We start from the raw sequence: 19057 nt of genomic DNA on the forward strand, positions 1-19057 counted from the left end.
CCGACGTCAGCGCGTCGCGAACGTCGCGCGCAGCATCTCGAGGTTCGCGGGTGCGAACGTCTCGTCGCGGGGATGCATCTTCCGGACGCGCGCGAGCTGCACCGCGAGCTGCGGCGAGCGTGGATCGTCGGCGAGCCACTGCGCGAGCATGACGGCGCACTCGCGCGGCCGGTGCTTGCAGGTCTCGTGCACCGCCTGCGCGCGCTCCTCGTCGCCGAGCCGCCCGCCGGAGAGCGCGGCCCAGCGCTGCAAGAGCGTCGGCGTGTCGCCGCGCGCCGCGGCGACACGCATCACCTCCGGGACCTGCGCCTCGCCGCCGCGGAAGAAGGCGCGCGCCGCGTGGTGGCTCAGGATCGGATGGAGCAGCGCGTGGATCGGTCCGTCGCCGATCAGCGCGTTGACCACGCCCGGCGGCAGCAGCTCGTGCGCGAGCAGCGCCGGCACGCCGTCCACGCCGGAGCGCTTCAAGCCGAGCATGAAGTCGACCTTGCGCGCCCGCTGCACGAGGCGCTCGAGATCGATCTCGGCGTCCGGCGCCTGGAAGCCGAGCAGCAGCAGGTCGTTGGTCATCGTGTACCAGACGGCGACGCGGTCGAAGACCGAAGCGTAGGTGCGCAGCACGATGTCGAGCGTCGCGTCGTCGGTCTCGTAGGTGTGGAACCACTGCGCGAGCACGCCGCCCGGCGCGAGGCGGTCGCGTGCGGCGGCGAGGAACTCGCGGCTGAACAGCATCTCGACGCCGGTCACCCAGGGGTTGCTCGGCTCCGAGACGATGACGTCGAACGGCTGCCGGCTGCGGAGCAGCGCGCGATAAGCGTCGGACACGACGACGCGCACCTTGTCGCTCTTGGACGCGTTCAGGTTGCCCTCGTCGAAGTACGGCGCCGCCTCCATGATCGCCGGCGAGATCTCGGCGACGACGATCTCGCGCATCGTGCGCAGCGCGGCGAGCTCGCCGACCGTGACGCCCGTGCCCCAGCCGATGACGAACGCGGTCTCCGCGCGCTCGGCGAGCAGCGCCGGCACGAGCGCCGCGAGCCCCATCGTCGTGTAGTCGAGCGCGAGCGCGCCGTCGGGCTTGCCGTTGGTGACGATCGCGCGCGTGCGGCGTCCGGCCCAGATCGGGAACTCCTTGACGGTCACCGACGCGACCGGGTCGTCGCGGTGGTAGAGGATCTCGATCCCGTCGGTCTGGGCGAAGAAGGCGTCGGGGCCGACGTAGGTGCGCTTGGTCGGCGTACGGGTGCGGAAGAGCCCCGCCGACAGGCGCTGCGGCGACCAGTCCGGCAACGCGACCAGCACGACGAGCGCGAGCACGGCGCACGCGAAGCTCGCCGTGCGCAGACGCGCGCCGGGCATCAGCAGCGTCAAGATCGTCGTGCCGACGATCAGCGCGCCGCACGCGACCTCGAAGACGGCGTGCATGTCGACCCAGAAGAAGAGCACGTAGCCGCCGAGCAGCGCGCCGAGCAGCGAGCCGACGGTGTTGAAGCTGTAGAGGCGACCCGCGACGGCGCCGAGGTCGCCGATGCGGCCGCGCAGGTGGTGGAAGAGCAGCGGCAGCGTCGCGCCCGAGAGCAGCACGGGCACGGCGAGCACCGCGAGCACCACGGCGAAGCACGTCAAGTAGTACGCGTAGAACGCGCCGTCCTCGCTCGGGAACGAGACGCGCAGCACGTGCGCCCAGTACGGGGCGTTCTCGAGCTGGCTGTCGAGCAGCAGCAGCGCGCCGATCAGCGCCCACTGGCTCGCGATCGTCATCGCGGGCGAGATGCGCGGCAGCGCCGACACGCCGAAGCTGCCGAGCGCGATGCACAGCACGAACGCCGCGACCACCATCGCGAACACGAAGTGCGACGAGCCGAAGGCGAGACCGGCGAGACGGATCAGCACCGTCTGCACGGTCATCATCGCGAAGCCCGAGAGCAGCGCGACGAGCGCGAACGCGGCAAAGCGCGGCACGACGGCGGGTGCATCCGTCGCCGCGGGCTCGGCGACGACGTTCGCCTGCGCGCGCGTCCCGAGCAGGATGAAGACCGTGCCCGCGAAGAGATTGACCGCACCCATCGCGCGCAGCACGCCGACGAGCCCCAGCTCGGGCACGAGCCAGAACGCCGAGGCGAGCGCGCCGAAGAAGGCGCCCGCGGTGTTGAACGCGTAGACCAGCGCGTGCAGACGCGTCGCGTCCGCGACGCTGCGCGACAGCGCCTGCGTGAGCATCGGGATGGTGCCGCCCATCAGCACCGTCGGCGGGCCGATCAGCAGCGCCGCGAGGAGAACGTCGAACGCGAACGCGACGCCGGGCTGCGTGGTCGGCAAGCGATACGATGCCGCCTGCGCGAGCCCGAAGAGCCACGGGAAGGCGAACGCGTAGACGCCGATCGCCGCTTCGACGACGCCGTAGGCGAGCGCGAGGCGCGGCGGCGTGCCGCGCTCCGCGGCGCGCGCGACGAGGCGCGCGGTCACGCGCCCGAACAGCGCGTAGCCGACCGACAGCCCGCCGAGGAAGATCGCCAGCACCGCGGCCGTCGCCTCGCTGTGCGAGCCGAGCAGCGTCGCGAGGTAGCGCTGCCACGCGACCTCGTAGACGAGACCGCTCACGCCGGTGAGCAGCGTGAGGACGAGTGCGATGAAGCGGGTCAAGGAGGAGTCGTCGGCCGTCGGCTGCGGCCGACCGGCGAGCCTAGGCCGTGCGTCGCGCGACGGTCAAGGCGCTGCGCTTCGCGCGGGTCGTTCGGTGCGGAGATCCGGATGCAGCGCGGACGCCGTTACGGCTCGTCGACGCCGAACGTGTCGCACGCCGCGAGCGTCCCCTTCTCGAAGCCGCGGCGGAACCAGCGCGCGCGCTGCTCGGCGGAGCCGTGCGTGAACGACTCCGGCACGACGTAGCCCTGCGTGCGCTTCTGGATGCGGTCGTCGCCGACGGCGGATGCGGCGCCGAGCGCCTCCTCGACGTCGCCGGCTTCGAGCACCGCCTTGGCGCGCTGGGTGTGGTTGGCCCACACGCCGGAAAGACAGTCGGCCTGCAGCTCGAGGCGCACCGAGAGCTCGTTCGCGACGGCGCGATCCGCGCGCTGCTGCGCGTCGCGGACCTTCCCCGCGACGCCGAGCAGGTTCTGCACGTGGTGTCCGACCTCGTGCGCGATGACGTAGGCCTGCGCGAAGTCGCCCTCGGCGCCGAAGCGCTCCTGCAGCTCGTCGTAGAACTGCAGGTCGATGTACACCTTGCCGTCGAGCGGGCAGTAGAACGGACCGACCGCCGCCTGCGCGAAGCCGCAGCCGGACTCGACCGCGCCCGAGAACAGCACCAGACGCGGCTCGCGGTACGCGCTTCCGATCTCGCTCGCGAAGACGTCGTTCCAGACGTCCTCGGTGTCGGCGAGCACGACCGCGACGAACTCGCGCCGCTCCTGCTCCTGCGCCGACTCCTGGTAGGGCTCGCCGGTCGTCGTGTCGGTCGCGGGTCCCGACACCTGCTCGAGGAGCTGCAGCGGGTCCTGTCCCGTGACGAGCGCGAACAGCAGCAGGACGACGAGTCCCGTGCCGCCGATGCCGACGATGCCACCGCGCGAGACGCGGTGGCCGCGCACGTCCTCGATGTTGGCGCTCTGCCTGCGGCCCCGCCAGCGCATGGCGGGTCTCTATCCCAGGTCGCGGGCTAGGTCAGCAGGGATTCGAGCTCGGCGCCGAAACCGTCGGGATTCGACCACGGCACGAGCAGGCGGTGCGTCGCGCGCGTCATGCCGGTGTAGAGGAGCGCTCGCGCATTCTCCCGCGCGCTCGCGCCGTTGCGCGGCGCGTCCGTCCCGAGCAGCACGACGACGCGCGACTCGAGGCCCTTGAAGCTGTGCACCGTCGACAGCGCGACGCCGCCGTGGTCGAGGACCGCGTCGGCCTTCGTGCCGCGATCTTTCGACAGCCAGTGCAGCGGCACCTGCGCATCCGCGAACGCCTGCTTCAGGAGCGCGACGAGGTCGACGCCGCCCGGGGCTTCGCGCCCAAGGGGGACGCCGAGCTCGTTCACCCTCGATCCCGTGTAAAGGACGGCGAGCTCGTCGGGCATCCAGCCTTGTGCGACGAGCTCCTGGCAACGCGCGGCCGTCCACGCGACCTGCTCGAGGACGTCGGCGCAGCGCTGCACCTCCACCGGCTCGCCGGAGCGCTCGGAGGAGATCGGCACGATCGCGCTCTGGTCGCCGATGCGGATGGTCGTGCCCTCGGCGACGTCGCCCCAGAGAAAGCGCCGCGACAAGGTGTTGATCTCGCGCGTGCAGCGATGATTGACCTTCAAGATCCTCGAGTGCCCGCGCGCACGAACGCCGACGCTCGACAGCGGGAAGCTCCTGCCCTCGTAGATCCGCTGCGCGTTGTCGAGCGCGAGGAGAAAGGTCTCGCGGCCTTCCTCGAGCGCGGCGAGGCAGGCTTGCAGCATCGGGACCGAGAAGTCCTGTCCCTCGTCGACCAGGACCGCGTGGTAGCGCTGCGTGATCCGTCCGTCGCGCAGCGCGTCGAGCAGAAGCTGCGGGTACGCGTCGTCCTCTTCGTAGATTCGCCGCGGGTAGGAGACGCCGGCGCGATCGAGCAGGTCGCGCGCCCACTCGTGGAAGTGCAGGACGGTGAGCGCGCGCTCCTGAAGCTCGCCACCCGCGAACACGCGCGAGCGCAGCCACGCGGCGAGGCTCACGTTGAAGCAGAGGACGAGGATGCGCCACGTCGGGTTCGCGTCGGCGAGGATGCGTGCGCGCGCCGCGACCACGTCGCTCTTGCCGCTGCCCGCCACGCCCTGCAGCACCTGATGGCCGCCCGAAAGCTCGAGCGCGACTTGACGCTGGTCGGGCGACATCTCGCGCATCGACCCGAGCGCCAGCGCGAGCTGCTGGCCGCTCGGGGGCCGCGGCGCTCTGCGGTCGGCGTACGAGCGCTGGACCATGACGTCCGGGAAGAGGACGGAGCGCACGGCGCTGCGCATCTCGGCGGAGAGCGTCCAGGGGAAGCTGACGCTGAATGCGCAGCGCAGGCGCTCGACCAGCTGGCGACCTTGCAGCGCCCATCGCGGAGAGCTCCCGATCTCGTCGCCGGCGATCACGGCGCCGTCTGCGTAGCCCGTGCAGAGTTGCAGATCCGCGACCTCGCGTGCCGTCACGTTGGGCAGCACCGCGCCCTTCGCGAAGGGAAACTGCAGCTTGCCGCGGTGGTCACCACCCATGTGGACGCAGGGCGGATGCTTCTCGAGCAGCTGCTTGATGGTGAACAGATGCTGCTCCGCCTGCTCGACCGGGTGCGTGTAGACCTTCGCGGTCGGCACGTCGCGCAGGTGCACGCTTCGCGCCGGCTCGACCGCGACGATCGCATCGGCCGACCAGTCCTTGACCTCGAGCACGAGCAGTCCGAGGTCCGGTCCGAAGACGACGACGTCGGGCTTCTTTCCGCCGATCCGCGGCTCGTGCCAGACGTCGTAGTCGTCGGGCAGAGCGTCGCAAAGCCACTGGAAGGTGAGCTGCTCGCCGGGGTTCGCGTTGGAGAGGCGGTCTTCGACTGCGTAGCCTGTCGCCATCGTGGATTCGTTGCACGACGCGGTGCAGTCGCGCCAGCGGCGAACGCCTATCGAGATGCGTTCGCGAGACGCGCGAGGTGCGTGCGCAGCGCGAGGAGTCGGTCGGCGAAGGATTCGATCAGCTCGCGGTGCGCGAGCCGCGTGCGCCACGCCTCCGGGATCCCCTGCTCGCCGTAGTACGCGCCCGCGAGCTGTCCGTAGATTGCGCCGGTCGTGTCCGCGTCGTCGCCGAGGTTGACCGCGAGCAGCGCGCCGTCGCGGAACGAGTCGGAGCGATGGAACGCCCACAGGGCGGCCTCGAGTGAACGTACGACGTAGCCCTCGCCCCTGATCTCCGGCGGATTCCTGTCGATGAATGCGTGCGCTCGAAGCGCGCGAGCGCCGTGCGTACGGTCGTGCCGATGTCGAAGCAGCGGCCGTTCGAGCTCAGGTGCCCGTCGCGCCACCAGCGGACGTAGCGCTCGAGCTGGTCGAGCGGGTCGAAGCCTCGGCGCCCGATCAGGCTCTCGGCGAGGCAGAGCGCCATCGAGGTGTCGTCGGTCCACTTGCCGGGTGCGAGGTGGAACGGGCCGCCGCCGACGATGTCGTCGATCGGGGCGAAGGTGGCGGGGCGGCGGAACTCGAGCGTCGTGCCGAGTGCGTCGCCGGTGGCGAGGCCGAGGAGGGTGCCGTGGTAGCGGTTGCGCAGGCGGTCGATCATCGGGAATATCGAGATCGTCGCTACCAGAATCGCCGTTGCCGCGCGGTATCACGATGGGCAGCGGCTTTTGCAGCCCGACGTTCGCCCCGCGTGTTTCAAGCAAGGTAGTTCTCGAGATTAGAACGTCACGGGCAAAGAGCGGATACGTCGCCAGCTACTTTCTCGCCACGATCAACGCCACGTAATGCCGGACCTGACGTGCCCATTTTGCGCGCCGCCCCTCGCTCGCCTGTTCCACGAGGGGACATTGGTTCTCGGCCTCTGGGACGCCTTTCCTGTGTCCCCTGGGCACGCGCTCCTCGTCCCGCGACGCCACATCGCGACCTGGTTCGACGCCACACGGGACGAGCAAGCTGAGCTGACGGCGTCGATCGAGATCGCGCGGGATGCGATCCTGCGCCGCCTGCACCCGCAGGTGCCCGACGGCTTCAACATCGGCATCAATGTTGGCGCTGCCGGCGGCCAAACCGTCTTTCATCTGCACGTGCACGTGATCCCGCGCTTCCACGGCGACGTGCCGGACCCGCGCGGCGGTGTGCGCCACGTCATCCCGGCGCGCGCGAACTACCTGCGCGACGAATCCGCTAAGGCTCCTTCGCCTCCACCGCGCGCGCTCGCGACCGGTGGTCGCGAGGATCCGTTCCTGCGCCACGTGCGTCCGCTGTTCGCGCGCGCCACGGACATCGCGATCATCGCAGCCTTCGTGCAGGACAGCGGCCTCACCCGCCTGCAGCCGCTCGTCAACGATGCGCTCGCGCGCGGCACGCGCATTCGCATCGTGACCGGCGACTACCTCGACATCACGCAAGCGAGCGCGCTCCGCCGCCTGCTCGACTGGCAGAGCGCGTCGGAGGCCTTCGAAACGACCAGTGATGACGCCACGGACGACATCACCGGCGAGGCGGGGGAACCTCCAACGGCGCATGAGCCGCCCTCCGCGCCGCGCGGCCGCCTCGAAGCACGCATCGTCGAAGTGCGCGACGAGCTCGGAATCGTCTCCTTTCACCCGAAGTCGTGGCGCTTCGAGGGCGATGGCCTTGCAACGGCCTTCGTCGGCAGCAGCAACGTCTCCGAGACCGCTCTTGACGCGGGAGTCGAATGGAACCTGCGCGTCGACCGCGATCGTGATCCTGCAGCGTACGGCGAGATCGTCGAAGCCTTCGAGAGCTGGTGGACGCGCGCTCGTCCGCTCACTGCAGATTGGGTCGACGCGTACGCAGAGCGCGTGCGTCGCATGCCGCGCGCGCTCCCCGCGGGCGAGGTCGAGTCCGAGGAGTTGCCGCCCAAGCCGGAACCGCACGAGATCCAGCAGGCCGCACTCGACGCGCTCGCGGCGACGCGTGCCGACGGCCGCAAGCGAGGCCTCGTCGTCATGGCGACCGGTCTCGGCAAGACGCTGCTCGCGGCGTTCGACGTCGAAGCCGTGCGCGAGTCGCTCGGTCGCATGCCGCGCGTCCTCTTCATCGCGCACCGCTCGGAGCTGCTCGAGCAGGCGGCCGCGGCCTTCCGTCGTACCTTCCCGGACGCGCGCTTCGGCTGGTTCGCCGCCGACCGCAGCGACACGAAGGGCGACGTGATCTTCGCATCGGTCGCGAAGCTTTCGCGGCCGGCACAGCTCGAGCGCTTCATCCTCGACGCCGGCGGCTCACCCGACTACGTAATCGTCGACGAGGTGCACCACGCGACTGCGCCCTCGTACCGGCGCATCCTCGACCGCCTGGAGCCGGGTTTCGTCTTGGGTCTCACCGCGACGCCCGATCGCCTCGACGAGGCGGATGTGGTCGGGCTGCTCGACGACAACCTCGTGTACCGCGCCGATCTAGGCGTCGGCATCGTTCACGGACGCCTGTCCCCGTTCGTGTACTTCGGGCTCGCCGACGTCGTCGATTATGAAAACATCCCTTGGCGCAACCGACGCTTCGATCCGGCCGTGCTCGCGCAGGCGGTCCAGACGCAGGCCCGCATGGAGCGCCTGTGGCAAGCGTGGAACGAGCACGCTGCACGGCGCTCGCTCGTCTTCTGCTGCTCGATCGCGCACGCACGCTTCGTGCGCGATTGGCTCGTCGAGCGCGGCGTGCGCGCGGTCGCGGTGTACGCGGCACCGGGATCCGACGATCGCGACGAGGCGCTCGAGAAGCTCGCCGCCGGAGAGCTCGATGCGGTGTGCAGCGTCGACCTCTTCAATGAAGGCGTCGACGTCCCCGCCGTCGATCGCGTCGTCATGCTGCGACCGACGGAATCACCGATCGTCTTCCTGCAGCAGCTCGGCCGCGGCCTGCGCCCCGCGGACGGAAAGGAACGGCTGATCGTCATCGACTTCGTCGGCAACCACCGCGTGTTCCTCGATCGCATGCGCACCCTGATCTCGCTCGGCGGGCGCCGCGTGAGCGTACGCGACTTCCTCGAGCAGGGAGTTCAGCCGGATCTGCCGGAAGGCTGCTCGGTCGACGTCGAGCTCGAGGCAATCGACATGCTGCGGCGCTTCCTGCCGGCGGGCGCAAGCGAGGTCGAGCGCGCGTACCGCGAGCTGCGTGCATCGCGCGACGAGCGGCCGACGGCGGCCGAGCTTACGCGCCTCGGCTACCGGACGCGCACGCTTCGCCAGACATACAACGGCTGGTTCGACTTCGTCGCGCGCGAGGGCGACCTCGACGAGGCGGAGCAACGCGTGCTTGCCGCGGCGGGCGACTGGCTCCGTGAGCTCGAAACGACCGCGATGACGAAGTGCTTCAAGATGGTCGTCCTCGAGGTGCTGCTCAAGCGCGACGCGCTGGCGACCGGAATGCCGTTCGACGAGCTGGCGCGCCTGAGCCACGCCTACCTGCTCCGCTTTCCGGAGCTCATGCGCGACCTCGAAGGCGTCAAGGAGCTCGACGATCCGCAACGTCCCGACCCGATGCGCTGGCGCGCCTACTGGCGAAAGAACCCGATCGCTGCGTGGACCGGGTCTCGGTGGTTCTCCGTGGAGGACGAGCGACTGGTGTCGCACATCCCGTCGTTGCCCGGCGACCAAGCGACGCTCGCCGCGATGACGCGCGAGCTCGTCGAGTGGCGTCTCGTCGAGTACGTGGCGCGAGCGCGCGCCGAGGCGGCCGGCGACACGTTCGAGTGCGTCGTTGGCTGGAAGCAGCGCGATCCGCTGCTCGAGCTGCCGTCGCGCGCCGCGCGTCCCGACCTCCCGAGCGGCGAAACGGACGTACGCTTGCCCGACGGCTCGGCGTGGCGATTCCGCTTCATAAAGGACTCTTGCAGCATCGCCCGTCCGCTCGGGACCGCGACGAACCAGCTTCCCGACTTGCTGCGCCGCTGGTTCGGACCGGATGCGGGTCGCCCGGGCACGGCGTTTCGCGTTCGCTTCACGCGCTCGCCCGACGGCTGGTGGGTCGAGCCGGCGAGCGCGCGCGTCGTCCCGCTCGCGCGCCGTGACGCAGTCGTCACGTTCCCCACATTGCGAGCCGCGGCCGGTTATGCACGAGCGACGGCGCTCGCCGACCGCGTCGCGGACGCGCCGGGCGCCGAGACGGTGCGACTGCCGGTCTCGGGTTTGCCATCAAGCGAGCTTTTCGCCGTGCGCGCCGTCGGCGGGTCGATGGACGGCGGCGATACGCCGATCCGCGACGGCGATTGGGTCGTTCTGCGTTGGGCGCGCGCGGCGCGCTTCGGTGCGGTGGAAGGACGCGTGGCGCTGGTCGAGCTCCCGGCGTCGCCGAACGACGCGTCGCCCGACTCGGCGTACGTGCTCAAGCGCGTTCGGCGCGACGGCGATCGCTGGCTGCTCGTTTCCGACAGCCCGGGTGGACCGACGATCCCCGCGAGCGCAGACACGAAAGTCATCCGCAATCGTGGAACAAGCGATTCGTCCCGAGGACATCGCCCCTGCCGTTGGCGAGCGCATCGCGGACGAGGATCTTCCGAGCGCATTCAACCTCACCACGATCTTTCGTGAAGAGCGCGGTTCGCGTTCCTATAAGCGCATCGACGGACACTTGTTCATCCTCATCGAGCAGCGCGGGGCATTGATCGAGCCAGATCGCATCCGTGCGAGCGTCCCCGACCGACGGCCCGGCGAGACGGCCTTTGTCTTGACGCGTACCTCGCATGAACAGCCGTGGCGCTACGCCGGCGTCGCGCGGGCGCTCGGTGGCGACATCTGGTCGATCCCCGCCGTCGACTTTGCGACCTGGCGCGCGCTCGGCGCGGGACGCGAAGTCTCCCGTCGCCTGCCCGACGGCTACCTCGAGCGAGCGCGCGAGGTCGTGCAAGCCGTCCTGCGCGATCCTGGCGTCGGCGGCGTGCTGGCGCGCGACGGCAAGCAGCTACGGATCGTCGGCGAGGCGCCGCGCGGCGGCTTGCGCATTGCCGGCGTCCGAGATCCGAGGAGCGGCGACGGCGGCTTCGCGGAGCGCACGGTGTCGCTGCAGGACATCGCCTGGGTGCTCGCGGCCGCCGACGACGTCCGGGCACGCGGCGGCGTCCTCGACGAGGCGCGCGTCAACCGCCTGCGCTATCTCGACGGGACGCCGAAGGCCTCGACCCGCTGGATCGACACAGGGTGGGCGCTGCTCATCGCCGGCGCCGGCCGGTAGGCGCGCCTTCCTTTAAGAAGGTCCGCGCCTCGGTCGCCCGGCGAAGCGCGAGTGGTCGCACCTGGATTCGAACCAGGGACCTCTTGCATGTGAGGCAAGCGCTCTAACCAACTGAGCTATGCGACCCCGGAAGAGACGGTGATTAACAACCGCGCCGCGGACGGTCAAAGACCACCCGTCCGGCGCTCGGGCGCCTAGCCCCGCCCGCCCGCACGCGCGACCCGCGCCACCCAGCCCGCAGCGCACACCCGCCCGGCCCTTCCGCCACCCCCGTCCGGCCCCTCCGCCGACCCCCGCCGGTTTGCCACCCCGCGCGCCGATTGTATGACTCGCCCGTGGACTTCTCCTACACCGAAGCCGAGGAGCGCTTCCGCGCCGAGCTGCGCGACTTCCTGCAGCGCGCGCTGCCGCCGGGCTGGGGCACCGACGCCTGCCCGCCGCCGAAGGACATCGACGAGATGGTCCGCTTCGACAAGGCGTTCCAGCGCAAGCTGTTCGAAGCCGGCTACGCGGGGCTGTCGTGGCCGAAGGAGTACGGCGGGCGCGGCGCCACCCTGATCGAGCAGATCATCTTCCTCGAGGAGACGGCGCGCGCGAAGGCGCCGCTGCCGGTCAACCTGGCGGGGCTCACCATGGCGGGCCCCGTCCTGATCCGGCACGGCACCGAGGAGCAGAAGCGGCGCTTTTTGCCGCCGATCCTGACCTCGGACGAGATCTGGTGTCAGGGCTTCTCCGAGCCGGGGGCGGGCTCGGACCTGGCCTCGCTGCGCACGAGCGCAATCCTCGACGGCGACCACTTCGTGGTCAACGGCCAGAAGGTGTGGACGAGCTTCGCGCACTACGCGCAGTGGTGCATGCTGCTCGCCCGCACCGATCCGAACGCGCCGAAGCACAAGGGCATCACCTTCCTGCTCGTCGACATGCGCTCGCCGGGGATCTCCATCCGGCCGCTCAAGCAGATCAGCGGCGACGACGACTTCAACGAGCTGTTCTTCGACAACGTGCGCGTGCCGCGGGCCAACGTCGTCGGCGAGATCAACGACGGCTGGAACATCGCGATCACCTGCCTGATGCACGAGCGCGCGACGCTGACCTTCCAGCGCCAGCTGCAGTCGCGCACCGCGCTCGACGACATGCTGGCCTCGCTCGACGAGCGCACGCGCCGCGACCCGATCAAGCGGCAGCGCTTCGCGAGCACCTTCATCGACAGCGAGATCATTCGCTTGACGGCGTACCGGGGCCTCACCCGCCAGCTGCGCGGCCACCCGCCGGGACCCGAGGGCTCGATCGAGAAGCTCTTCTGGAGCGAGATGTACCAGCGCCAGCTCGAGCTGATGCTCGAGGTGCTGGGGCCGTACGGACAGCTCATGCCGGGCTCGAAGCACGCGGTCGCGAACGGCCACTGGCCGCACCTCTTCCTCTACTCGCGCGGCCGCACGATCGCCGCGGGCACGTCCGAGGTGCAGCGCAACATCATCGCCGATCGCGTCCTCGGGCTGCCGCGCTGAGCGAGCGACGCCGCAGCGCCCGCGGCCGCGCCGCGCCGCCAGCTGCGCTCCGCGCCCGGCCCCGGTCACGCCGCATCGTCGGCGTGCGCGGCGGCGCGACCCACCGAATGCTGACGCCCGTCAGCGCGCGAGCTTGACCGGCCCGATGCCGAAGCGCAGGTCGCGCTGCTGCTCGAGCCAGGCGCGCTGCGCCCAGGCGCGACCGCCGATCCGCTTGCCGAGGCGCTTGGCGACGCCGAGCAGGAGCGGCGCGAAGCGGCTGTTCCAGCCGCGCGCGTCGCGGTGCTGCAGCGTCTGCGCGCGCGCGATCTCGGGCTCGCGCTCGCGCTGCACCGCCTCGGTCGCCGCGGCGAGCCTCTCCGCGCCCCAGCCCGCGCGCGCCGCCGCGACGACGTGGTTCGCCGTGACGATCGCGTCGCGCAGCGCGACGTTGATCCCCTGCGCACGGATCGGCGCCATCGGGTGCGCGGCGTCGCCGATCGCGAGCACGCCGGGCGCCGACCAACGGCGGCAGCGGCCGACGATCACGTCGAGCACGACCGGCCCTTCGACGTCGCCACGCACCGCCTGGACGTGGTCCGCGAGCCAGCGGGGCAGCGGCCTGACGAGCTCGTCGAGCCACGCGGCGCCGCGACGCTCGCGGTAGGCGCCCTTGCGCAGCACGAGAGCGAACTGCAGACGGCCGTCCCACGAGGTGTAGCAGGCGGCCTGCGTCGTCGCCGACGCGAACATCATGAACGAGCAGCGCTCGCGCAGCTCGTCGGGCGCGGGCATCTTGAACCACAGGACGTCGTAGTGCTCGGGCGAGCGCACGAGCTCGAGGCCCGCGCGCGCCCGCACCGTGGAGGCGCGACCGTCGCAGGCGATCACGAGGTCGGCCTCGAGCTCCTGGGCGCCGCTCGCGCCGAGGACGCTCACGCCGCGCACGCGGCCGTCGGCGTGCAGCAGGTCGCGCACGCCGGCGCCGGTCAGCAAGTGGAACGCCGGCTCGCGCCTGGCTTCGGCCACCATGCGCTCGAGCAGCGCGGGCTGCGGCACGATGCGCACCGCGCGCTCGCCGAGCTCGGCGATGGGCTCGGGAACGCGGAAGATCGGCTCGCCGTCGATGAAGATCTCCCAGCCCTCGAGGCGGCGCGCGCCGAGCTGATCGAGCGCGGAGCCGAGCCCCATCTCGTGCAGCGCGTCGACGCCAGACGGCATGAGCGCCTCGCCACGGAAGACCCGATCGAAGCTCGTCTCGCGCTCGACGAGCGTCACGTCGACGCCCGCGCGCGCGAGCAGCAGCGCGGTTGCGGCGCCGGCGGGACCGGCGCCCACGACGACCACCTTCATCGCGACCGCCCGTCGTCGTGGCTGCCCGAGCGCACGAGATCGCTCACATCACGAGCGCGCGACGCCGTCGAGATGACCCGAACGCGCCGGCCAGCGTGCAACCGCCCGTGCGCCGCCGACGTCACTTCTTCGGCCGGCTGCCGTAGTCGCCGAACGGGTCGTCGCGCTCGCGCACCGCCTGGCGGAAGCCGACCTTCTGCGCGCGCGCGACGAAGTCGAGCCCTTCCTGCGTGTGGCGCGCGATGCCGTCGAACAGCGTGCCGAGCATGCGCGACGACGCGAAGCCCATGTTCTCGACCGTTTGATTGACGAGCAGCTTCAGCATCACGAGCTGGTTCAGCGGCAGACGCGCCATGCGCTCGGCGAGCGCGGTCGCCCGCTCGAGGAGCTCGTCGTCGGGCACGACCTCGAGCACGAGGCCGATCTCCGCCGCGGTACGCGCGGGGATCTCGTCGCCGGTCAGGAGGTAGCGCTTCGCGCGCTCGGCGCCGAGCCGGTAGACCCACATCGCCGTCGTCGGCGTGCCCCAGACGCGTGCGGGCGGGTAGCCGAAGCTCGCATTCTCGGCGGCGACGATGATGTCGGCGCACAGCACCATGTCGGTGCCGCCGCCGATGCACCAGCCCTGCACCGCAGCGATGGTCGGCTTCCGCGCGTACCAGAGCTTCATGTAGGTCGCGACGAAGCGCTCCATCATGCGCAGGTCGGCGATCGAGTCCCAGACGCGGCGCTCGCCGGGCGCGTTGCCCGGACGCCACGGCGCCTCGACCTCCGCGCGCTGCGTGGCGACCTCTTCCGCCGCGCCGCCCGTCACCTCCGCCGCCTGCGCCGTCGTCGACCAGTCGAGGCCGTAGCCGGCGCAGAATGCGCGGCCCTCGGCGCGCAGCAGGATGACGCGCACGTCGCGGTCGGCCTCGGCGTCGTCGATCGCCTGCGCGAGCTCGTCGCGCAGCGCGGGCGTGATGGTGTTGTACTCGGCGGCGCGACACAGGATGACGTGGCGCACGCCGTTCGCCGTCTCGGTGCGAAGCGTCGTCACGGCTCAGGCGCTGATGGTCGCGGCGGCGTTCGTCAGCACGACCTCGCCGCGCTCCTTGGTCTTCGCCTGCACGACGATGCGGGTCGGGCTCTCCTGCCACATCTCGCTGACGATCGTCTCGCCCGGGTAGACGACGCCCGAGAAGCGCACCTCGAAGTCCTTCATGCGCGCCGGATCGGAGTCGCAGAAGGTGTGCAGGATCGCGCGTCCGACGTGGCCGAACGTGCAGAGCCCGTGCAGGATCGGCTTCGGATAGCCGGCGATCGCCGCCATCTGCGGATCGGCGTGCAGCGGGTTCATGTCGCCCGACAGCCGGTACAGCAGCGCCTGCCACTCGAGCGTCGGCATCTCGACCACCGCGTCGGGCTTGCGCTCGGGCGGCACGTTCTTCGGACCGGACGGACCGCGGTCGCCGCCGAAGCCGCCCTCGCCGCGGACGAACGTCGTGAAGGTGTTCTTGAACAGCAGCTTGCCGCTCTCGTCGCGGCTCTCGACCTCGACCACGACGACCGCGCCCTTGATCTTGTCGTAGAGCGCGACCACGGTCGGCTCGCTCACGACCTTCGCGCGCGTCGGGATCGGACCCGCGAGCTCGATGCGCTGCTCGCCGTGCAGGATCATCATGGGATTGACCTGCATGGCGCCGCCCATGGTGAACATCGCAGGGAACGCGGGGATCACCGCGAAGGTCGGCAGGACCTTGAGGTTCTGCTCGTACGCGAACGGCAGCGACGTCTCGCCGACGCCGAGCGCGTACAGCATGACGTCCTTCTCGCTCCACTCGGCGGTGCTCTTCTCGAGCTTCTTACCGACGATGCTTGGGTCGATGGGCATGGCCCGTTCTTGCCCTTTGTCCGCTCGCAAGCAAGTCTGTCCGCCCATGGCACGAAGCGTCAATCTCGCGGTTCTTTCCGTGATCGGCCGCGATCAGAAAGGGGTGGTGGCGCGCGTCTCGACCTACCTCGCGAGCCTCGGGATCAACATCGAGGACATCGTCCAGCGCGTCGTCGAAGGCTTGTTCGTGATGACCATGAAGATCGACGTCGGCGAGATGACGGCGTCGCTCGACGAGCTCGTGCTCGGCCTCAAGGAGATCGGGCGCGAGATCAACATGGAGGTGTCGCTGCGGCTGCTCGCCGAGCGTCCGCGGCGCCGCGTCGTGATCCTGGTGAGCAAGGAGCCGCACTGCCTCGAGGCGCTGATCCGCGAGCGCGACCGCGGCACGATCCCCGCAGAGTACCTGATGGTGCTCTCGAACCACGACGTGCTGCGTCCGATCGCGGAGCAGCACGGCCTGCCCTTCGCGTGGCACCCCGCGGACGACAAGCAGGCGCACTTCCGCTTCATCGGCGAGCGGCTCGCGGAGCTGCAGCCCGATCTCGTGGTGCTCGCGCGCTACATGCAGATCCTGCCGCCGGAGATCGTCAACCGCTTCCCGAGCCGCATCATCAACATCCACCCGTCGCTGCTGCCGTATCACCCGGGCGCCAACGCATACCGCCAGGCGTTCGAGGAAGGCGTGCGGGTGTCGGGCTGCACGGCGCACTTCGTCACCGAGCAGCTCGACCAGGGGCCGGTCATCCTCCAGGACGTGTTCCACATCCGCGTCGGCGAGGACACGCTCGAGGACGTCAAGGCGCGCGGCAAGGCGCTCGAGGCCGAGGTGCTCGCGCGCGCGGTGCAGCTCTTCGTCACCGATCAGCTCGTGGTGAAGGACAAGAAGGTGATCTTCCGCCCCGGGATGAGCCCCGAGAGCGCGAGCTGAGCGGCAATCCGTGGCGCGAGGAGCTGCCTAAAAGCCGAGCAGCTCCTCGCGCAGGTTCGGGGTCGGCGTCGGCCCGGTGATGGGCTCGCTGCGCTCGACGGTCTCGACCAGCACGAACTGCGAGCCGAGCTGCGTGTAGCCGGTGATCTTCAGCAGCTGGTTCGGCTGCGCGGTCGCGATCTTCTGGATCAGCTCGTCGTCGCCGGTGAAGATGAAGTTGGGCTTGATCATCTCGACCTGCTGCAGGAGGTCGGCGCCCATCACCGGCCCTCCCGACAGCGACTTGATGTCGGTCATCGCGAACTTGCGCATCGGGCCCTCGCCGACCCGCACCTCGAGCTCTTCCCAGGCCTTCGTTTCCTGTCGCGTGGCGCCGAGGTAGCCCTCGATGCGCACCTGCACTTGACGGGACTGATCGAATCCGCCGGTGAGAAGGACCGTCAAGAGCGCGATCGCGATCGACGTCATGCAAGCAGCATACGCGCCACCGCGCGAGGCGTCCAACGTGGTGTGGCAAGATGCCCCGACGTCGGCGGTGTGCGTCGATCGCGCGACCCAATCCAGGCCCGCTCATCACCGCATCGCGTGATCGCGATCACGTCGCAGCAGACGCCAAGGCGCCGCGACGCGTCATCCGATCGCGCATCAAGCATACCGTCCGCGACACCCAGCTTGACGCGTGTCAAACCTTACCAGTTGCTTGACTATCGACACGCCGTCGGCTAACCACGACCGAGTCCCCATCCGAACGAGGGAACCTCGGCCGGGTTGTAGAGGGGATGACGCGCGTCGCACCGTGCATGGGGCGCGGAGACGGCGTTCGTGGGTTGAGGAGGCGCTCCGGCGCACCCGGCGTAGTCGTTGCGCAGTCCCGCTCGGGTCGAAGCGGAGCGTCGGCGCGTCGAGCGAAAAGCTCCGCGCAAGCCAGGTTCCCAGAAAGCGAGCGATCACATGCAAAAGGACGAATCGCAGATCAGCCGCCAGGCGCGCTGGCAGCGGAAGCATCGCGCCATGGGCCTGTGCGTGCTCTGCAGCCGTCCGGCGTACAAGGGCTGGCGCTGCAAGAAGCACTACGAGCAGCACAAGATCACGATGCGCCTGCGCTACATCCCGAAGGTGCGCGGACGCTACAAGGTCGGCGGCACCTCGACGGCGAGCGAGTTCACGGCGAAGCGCTCGACCACGAAGACGCGCGCCACGGCCGCGAAGAAGACGACCGCCAAGAAGGCCGCGGCCAAGACCACGGCGCGCGTGCGCAAGACGACGACCACCAAGAAGGTCGCCGCTCGCAAGACCACGGCGCGCAAGACGACCACGCGTCGCACGACCGCCAAGAAGGCCGCCAAGGCCTGAAAGCCTTTCGGCCGGGGCGATGGCAACGTCGCCCCGGTCGCTTTCTCACCTCAGCAAAGCACCTCTCCGAAGCACCATCCCAGCGCGCCGCTCAGACGGCGCCCCTACCTTCGTATCTCCACGCCCCCGTTTGACTGACCGGCGGCGAACGACGAAACGATCCCGCATGGCGAAGACGATGCGGGCGGTTGGCTGCCGCGAGCCCGGCAAGGTGTTCGTGCACGACGTTCCGATGCCCGAGCCCGGGCCGGGCGAGGTCCTGCTGCGTGTCAGCCGCTGCGGCATCTGCGGCACCGACCTGCACTGGTTCCACGGCGCGATCCCGATCCCGTCGGTGTGCCCGGGGCACGAGATCAGCGCCGTGGTCGCCGACGTCGGCGCCGGCGTGACCGGCGTCAAGCCGGGAGATCGCGTCGCCGTCGAGGGGATCCGCGTCTGCGGGACGTGCGACTACTGCCGCAGCAGCGACTACCAGCGCTGCCGCGCGGTGGGCATGATCGGCATCACCGTCCCGGGCGGCTTCGCCGACTACATGGTGACGACGCCGCGCCACGTCTTCGCGATCCCCAAGGACGTCGACGACGAGACCGCGCAGCTCACCGAGCCGCTCGCGGTGTCGGTGCACGCGCTGCGGCTCGCGCGCCTCGAGATGGGGCAGCGCGTCCTCGTGCTCGGCGCGGGCACGATCGGCTTGACGGCGGTCGCAGCCGCCAAGGCGGGCGGCGCGGGCGAGATCGCGGTCACCGCGCGCCGTCCGCAGCAGAAGAAGGCCGCGCTCGCGCTCGGCGCGACCCGCGTGTTCGACTCGTCCGAGTCCGGCGAGCTCATGTCGTGGGCCTTCGACAACCCGGTCGACGTGGTGGTCGAGACGGTCGGCGACGCGACTTCGTCGCTTGCCGACGCGCTGAACTGCGTCCGGCCCGGCGGCTCGATCGCCATCGTCGGCGTGTTCATGCAGCCGCCGCAGCTCAACGCGCTCCTCGTCATGATGAAGGAGGCGCACCTGGTCGGCTCGCTGTGCTACGGCGCCGCCGGCTCGCGGGCCGACTTCGACATCGCACTCGACATCCTGGCGCGCGACGGCGCGACCATCCGCCGCGAGCTCGTCACCCACCGCTTCCCGCTCGAGCGGATCGAGGAGGGCTTCGCCGCGGCCAACGACAAGACGACCGGGTCGATCAAGGTCAGCATCGCGCCCGCGTAAGGGTGCGCGCCATGCG

Annotated in this window: 12 protein-coding genes, 1 tRNA gene and 1 pseudogene; 5 read left to right on the forward strand and 9 right to left on the reverse strand. The window is 70.3% G+C overall.

The genetic code is table 11. From position 1 onward, the window contains the following. Positions 1 to 6 precede the first annotated feature (6 nt). The 4 genes and pseudogenes from VIS07_18265 to VIS07_18280 form a co-directional block, all read right to left on the reverse strand. A complete protein-coding gene (locus tag VIS07_18265) occupies positions 7 to 2643 on the reverse strand; it encodes a fused MFS/spermidine synthase (GenBank protein HEY8517461.1) in 2637 nt (878 codons plus the stop codon). Positions 2644 to 2768: 125 nt separating this feature from the next. Next, complete coding sequence (locus VIS07_18270) at positions 2769 to 3632, reverse strand: neutral zinc metallopeptidase (protein HEY8517462.1); 864 nt, start codon at positions 3630 to 3632, stop codon at positions 2769 to 2771. A 26-nt stretch (positions 3633 to 3658) separates the two neighbouring features. Further along, positions 3659 to 5554: an ATP-binding domain-containing protein gene (locus tag VIS07_18275; protein HEY8517463.1), complete on the reverse strand. Its 1896-nt coding sequence runs from the start codon at positions 5552 to 5554 to the stop codon at positions 3659 to 3661. A 47-nt stretch (positions 5555 to 5601) separates the two neighbouring features. After that, a pseudogene (locus VIS07_18280) lies at positions 5602 to 6254 on the reverse strand (ADP-ribosylglycohydrolase family protein). 277 nt (positions 6255 to 6531) lie between these two features. On the opposite strand from VIS07_18280, the gene VIS07_18285 reads away from it, so the two are divergent. Further along, the gene (locus tag VIS07_18285) at positions 6532 to 10200 is read left to right on the forward strand and encodes a DEAD/DEAH box helicase family protein (protein HEY8517464.1); all 3669 of its coding nucleotides are present in this window, start codon (positions 6532 to 6534) and stop codon (positions 10198 to 10200) included. 692 nt (positions 10201 to 10892) lie between these two features. Here the strand turns inward: VIS07_18285 and VIS07_18290 are convergent. Further along, a tRNA-Val gene (locus tag VIS07_18290) sits at positions 10893 to 10966 on the reverse strand. Between the two features lie 209 nt (positions 10967 to 11175). Between VIS07_18290 and VIS07_18295 the strand changes: the two genes are divergently transcribed. Beyond that, positions 11176 to 12348 carry an acyl-CoA dehydrogenase gene (locus VIS07_18295; protein HEY8517465.1) on the forward strand — a complete coding sequence of 391 codons (1173 nt, stop codon included), beginning with the start codon at positions 11176 to 11178 and terminating at the stop codon, positions 12346 to 12348. Positions 12349 to 12468: 120 nt separating this feature from the next. Here the strand turns inward: VIS07_18295 and VIS07_18300 are convergent, their stop codons facing one another. From VIS07_18300 to VIS07_18310, 3 genes are all read right to left on the reverse strand, one after another. Continuing rightward, positions 12469 to 13680, reverse strand: coding sequence for an FAD-dependent oxidoreductase (locus VIS07_18300; GenBank protein ID HEY8517466.1), 1212 nt, complete (start codon positions 13678 to 13680; stop codon positions 12469 to 12471). A 121-nt stretch (positions 13681 to 13801) separates the two neighbouring features. Continuing rightward, positions 13802 to 14719 carry a crotonase/enoyl-CoA hydratase family protein gene (locus tag VIS07_18305; GenBank protein ID HEY8517467.1) on the reverse strand — a complete coding sequence of 306 codons (918 nt, stop codon included), beginning with the start codon at positions 14717 to 14719 and terminating at the stop codon, positions 13802 to 13804. A gap of 3 nt (positions 14720 to 14722) precedes the next feature. Continuing rightward, positions 14723 to 15553: a MaoC/PaaZ C-terminal domain-containing protein gene (locus tag VIS07_18310; GenBank protein ID HEY8517468.1), complete on the reverse strand. Its 831-nt coding sequence runs from the start codon at positions 15551 to 15553 to the stop codon at positions 14723 to 14725. A gap of 46 nt (positions 15554 to 15599) precedes the next feature. On the opposite strand from VIS07_18310, the gene VIS07_18315 reads away from it, so the two are divergent. Then, entirely contained in the window at positions 15600 to 16484 is an 885-nt protein-coding gene (locus VIS07_18315) for a formyltetrahydrofolate deformylase (protein ID HEY8517469.1), read from the forward strand. A 27-nt stretch (positions 16485 to 16511) separates the two neighbouring features. Here VIS07_18315 and VIS07_18320 read toward each other — a convergent pair whose 3' ends face one another. Continuing rightward, positions 16512 to 16952 (reverse strand): hypothetical protein, encoded by a 441-nt coding sequence (locus VIS07_18320; protein ID HEY8517470.1) that lies wholly within the window; start codon positions 16950 to 16952, stop codon positions 16512 to 16514. Between the two features lie 483 nt (positions 16953 to 17435). Here VIS07_18320 and VIS07_18325 point away from each other — a divergent pair, with 483 nt between their 5' ends. Together VIS07_18325 and VIS07_18330 are read left to right on the forward strand one after the other, a co-directional pair. Continuing rightward, complete coding sequence (locus VIS07_18325; GenBank protein ID HEY8517471.1) at positions 17436 to 17837, forward strand: hypothetical protein; 402 nt, start codon at positions 17436 to 17438, stop codon at positions 17835 to 17837. 166 nt (positions 17838 to 18003) lie between these two features. Next, positions 18004 to 19041 carry an alcohol dehydrogenase catalytic domain-containing protein gene (locus tag VIS07_18330; protein HEY8517472.1) on the forward strand — a complete coding sequence of 346 codons (1038 nt, stop codon included), beginning with the start codon at positions 18004 to 18006 and terminating at the stop codon, positions 19039 to 19041. The last annotated feature ends 16 nt before the right edge of the window (positions 19042 to 19057 follow it).

Source organism: Candidatus Binatia bacterium (assembly GCA_036563615.1).
In the GTDB taxonomy this organism is placed as follows: Bacteria; Desulfobacterota; Binatia; order UBA12015; family UBA12015; genus DATCMB01.

Coding starts and splice junctions, on each gene's coding strand:
- VIS07_18320 (HEY8517470.1), bottom strand. CDS start 16,952: ATGACGTCGATCGCGATCGCGCTCTTGACGGTCCTTCTCACCGGCGGA.
- VIS07_18325 (HEY8517471.1), top strand. CDS start 17,436: ATGCAAAAGGACGAATCGCAGATCAGCCGCCAGGCGCGCTGGCAGCGG.
- VIS07_18275 (HEY8517463.1), bottom strand. CDS start 5,554: ATGGCGACAGGCTACGCAGTCGAAGACCGCCTCTCCAACGCGAACCCC.
- VIS07_18300 (HEY8517466.1), bottom strand. CDS start 13,680: ATGAAGGTGGTCGTCGTGGGCGCCGGTCCCGCCGGCGCCGCAACCGCG.
- VIS07_18315 (HEY8517469.1), top strand. CDS start 15,600: ATGGCACGAAGCGTCAATCTCGCGGTTCTTTCCGTGATCGGCCGCGAT.
- VIS07_18330 (HEY8517472.1), top strand. CDS start 18,004: ATGGCGAAGACGATGCGGGCGGTTGGCTGCCGCGAGCCCGGCAAGGTG.
- VIS07_18310 (HEY8517468.1), bottom strand. CDS start 15,553: ATGCCCATCGACCCAAGCATCGTCGGTAAGAAGCTCGAGAAGAGCACC.
- VIS07_18270 (HEY8517462.1), bottom strand. CDS start 3,632: ATGCGCTGGCGGGGCCGCAGGCAGAGCGCCAACATCGAGGACGTGCGC.